Origin of the sequence: Hyphomonas sp. (assembly GCF_013823385.1) — a bacterium.
In the GTDB taxonomy this organism is placed as follows: domain Bacteria; phylum Pseudomonadota; class Alphaproteobacteria; order Caulobacterales; family Hyphomonadaceae; genus Hyphomonas.
Genome location: NZ_PNMA01000092.1, coordinates 1 through 3030 on the forward strand (window position 1 = coordinate 1; position 3030 = coordinate 3030).

The 3030-nt window shown below is 60.9% G+C and carries 5 protein-coding genes; all 5 read left to right on the forward strand.

Going from position 1 to position 3030, the window contains the following annotated elements; genetic code table 11:
- Positions 1-657: multicopper oxidase domain-containing protein (locus tag C0456_RS19875; protein ID WP_291056227.1), on the forward strand; the 657-nt coding region annotated here is incomplete at its 5' end.
- Positions 658-695: 38 nt separating this feature from the next.
- Positions 696-1454, forward strand: coding sequence for a copper resistance protein B (locus C0456_RS19880; RefSeq protein ID WP_291056230.1), 759 nt, complete (start codon positions 696-698; stop codon positions 1452-1454).
- Positions 1455-1491: 37 nt separating this feature from the next.
- Complete coding sequence (locus C0456_RS19885; protein WP_291056232.1) at positions 1492-1845, forward strand: copper resistance protein CopC; 354 nt, start codon at positions 1492-1494, stop codon at positions 1843-1845.
- A 13-nt stretch (positions 1846-1858) separates the two neighbouring features.
- Entirely contained in the window at positions 1859-2689 is an 831-nt protein-coding gene (locus C0456_RS19890) for a CopD family protein (RefSeq protein ID WP_291056234.1), read from the forward strand.
- A 10-nt stretch (positions 2690-2699) separates the two neighbouring features.
- Positions 2700-3030 (forward strand): hypothetical protein (locus C0456_RS19895; RefSeq protein WP_291056237.1); only part of this gene is annotated, 331 nt, incomplete at its 3' end.

Genomic DNA, 3030 nt, shown 5'->3' on the forward strand with positions numbered 1-3030 from the left:
ATGAGCGGAATGGCCAGCATGGCATCGGGCTCGCCGGCAAAGGTTCTGAAAACCGGGGTCGGAATCGACAACGTCGCCATGGCGCCGGTCTTTCGGCTCAATGAACCGGGCCTCGGTCTCGAGAACGTTCCGCACCGCGCGCTGACCTACACGCAGCTTCGAAGTCTTGAGCCAAATCCAGACCCCAGGTCACCTGAACGGGAGCTGGAAATACGCCTGACAGGTAATATGGAACGGTACATGTGGTCATTCGACGGCGTAAAGCTCAGTGCTGTCGAAGGCCCGATCATCTTCCACGAAGGTGAGCGGCTGCGTGTCACGCTCGTCAATGACACCATGATGACCCACCCAATCCACCTGCACGGGATGTTCTTCGATCTCGTCGTTGATGAAAGTGCGTTCAAGCCGCGCAAGCATACGGTCATCGTCAAACCTGCCGAGAAGCTCTCGTTCGACGTCACTGCAGACCATGTCGGAGACTGGGCCTTCCACTGCCACCTGCTCTTCCACATGCATGCCGGCATGATGCAGGTCGTCTCGGTCATGCCGCGCGATCCAGGCGCGGCTACTTCGGCGGGCCATCAAGGCCATGAAGGGCATGACATGATGCCAGCCGAAGCCGAAGAGCAACCGGACGTCCACGGAGGACACAACTGATGCAACGCGTACCACAAATTACAACGGCGTTGGTCGGATTGACCGCATTGGGCACCGCAGCATTCGCTCAGGAGGCGCCGCCTGCGGGCTCGCAGGCCTCCGTTTACTGGGATGCGGAGGCGTTCAAAGCATCCCAGGAGGCACTCAAACAGGAGCATGGCGGCGGCACGACGCTCTTCGTTCTTGCGGACAGATTCGAATACCAGTCGGGCGAGGGTTCGCCTTCGCTTCTTCTGGAAGGCCAGGGCCGGTGGGGCACGGATGAAAACCGGCTCTGGATAAAATCGGAGATCGATTATGATCTCGATGCCAGCCGTTTTGAGGAAGCCGAAGTCCAGGCACTCTGGTCTCGTCCGATCACGCGGTATTTCGACGTACAGGCGGGTCTGCGTCATGACTTCGAACCGGGCCCGTCCCGCACCTATGCCGCTCTCGGCGTTCAGGGGCTTGCCCCTTACTGGTTCGAAGTCGATGGCTCGGTATTCCTCAGTGAAGACGGTGATCTTTCTGCCCGTTTTGAAGCGGAGTATGAATTCTTGCTGACACAGCGCCTTGTTCTTCAGCCGCGCACAGAACTCAACTTTGCCGCTGAGGACGTGCCCGAACTCGAAACCCGCGCCGGCCTATCGACGGCAGAGGTTGGCCTGCGATTGCGATACGAGATCGATCGTCAGTTCGCCCCCTATGTGGGGGTCAACTGGAAAGCCTCAACGGGCGAGACGGCAGACTATGCGCGCGCCCGCGGCGAGGACACCGAAACTCTCTCCTTCGTCACCGGAATAAGGGTCTGGTTCTGATCATGACCCCCGAACATCTACCCTGAAAGGACAACACATGCACACTCTGAAAATGGTCGCCGCCGCGCTTGCCAGTGTCGCAATGCTGGCCGCCCCGGCGCTCGCACATACCAGCGTCGAGACGGCCAACATCCAAGACGCCGCCGTTCTAGAAACGCTCCCCGACGCCTTCTCTTTCAGCTTCGGCCAGCCGGTCGGCCTGATCGCCTTCTCGATCCGGACAGAAACTGGAGAGATCATCGACACGCCCTTCCAGCCGCCGAGGGCGCCCGCCAAATCATTCAGCGTGCCGCTCCCAGATCTGGCGCCCGGCCGCTACACCCTGGAATGGCGCACCCTGTCAAAGGATGGCCATCCCATGGACGGAAAATCGGCCTTCGAGCTGAAGTAGGTTTCGATCCGACATGTCCCCACTGGACGCCGCCAATCTGGTCACCAAGGCCTTGCTCTACGCAGTCAGCCTCGGAGCAATCGGGGCGGCGCTCCACGGGGCGCTTGGCCTGATGGCGAACCGCCGCACCTGGTTCTGGCTCGCAGGTCTGGTGGCCGTTGCAGCAATTCTGCGGCTCGTCATTTTGAACGCTCAGATGGGCGGAAGCCTTCGCGCAGCACTGTCTGCCGAACAGTTCGGGTGGACCTGGGCCGCTGGCGGCCCCCCTGCCCTCGCGCTTCTCGTTGGCGCGGGCTTTCTCATAGTGGCAAGCCTTGTTCATCACCGGATTCTTCTGGCGCTCGCCGCCATAAGCATCAGCGCAAGCTTTGCCCTTACAGGACACTCAGCGGGGCTGGAGGCGCCGGGCTTCGCGCCATGGATCGTGGCTGGCCACATTCTGATTGCAGGCTTCTGGTTTGCCGCGCCGGTGACTCTTTGGCCTGGGTCCGGGATCAAGGACGCAGATGTTCTGGCCCGTACCGAGGCCTTCAGCTGGGTCGCACGCGTTATCGTGCCTTTGGTGTTCCTCTCCGGCGTCTATCTGTTCTGGCGGATCAATGGCGGGTTCTCCGGCCTGCTCAGCTCCGGATACGGACAACTGCTTGCGTCCAAGCTTATGGCGGCAACGCTGCTTCTCGGGCTCGGGGCGGTCAATCTGATGTTCGTCACACGCCAGCTGGCGGCAGAGCCCGCCAAAGGGCGAGCCGCTTTGCGCGCGACACTGCGAGCCGAGGCGATTCTGTTCGCCGCGATCATCATCATTATTGCAGCAGCCACAACCGTTTCTGGTCCAACCACCTGAGGAGCTTCAAATGAAACCCGTCCTGTTCAGTCTCGCAATTGCCGCCGTGGTCGCATTTTCAAGTCCGGCGCTTGCCGATGAGGCGGCTAGCCCGTCAGCGGCGAAGTCACCCATCGAAACGGTTGTTGCCTTCGGCGCAGCGTTGGAAGCAGGTGACGAGGCGGCGCTTGTGGGCCTTCTGGCCGCCGATGTGCAGATTGCAGAGAGCGGCGGCATCGAGCGTTCGCTCGAAGAATACCGCTCACACCACATGGCTGCTGACATCGCGTTTTCCAAAGCGGTCGAGACAACAGTCCTCGACCGGCGTGTCTATGAAGGCGGCGGCCTCGTGACCATTCTGA

Bases quoted from the DNA above. Each gene is read 5' to 3' on its own strand.
- C0456_RS19885 (WP_291056232.1), top strand. From the start codon at position 1,492: ATGCACACTCTGAAAATGGTCGCCGCCGCGCTTGCCAGTGTCGCAATG.
- C0456_RS19890 (WP_291056234.1), top strand. From the start codon at position 1,859: ATGTCCCCACTGGACGCCGCCAATCTGGTCACCAAGGCCTTGCTCTAC.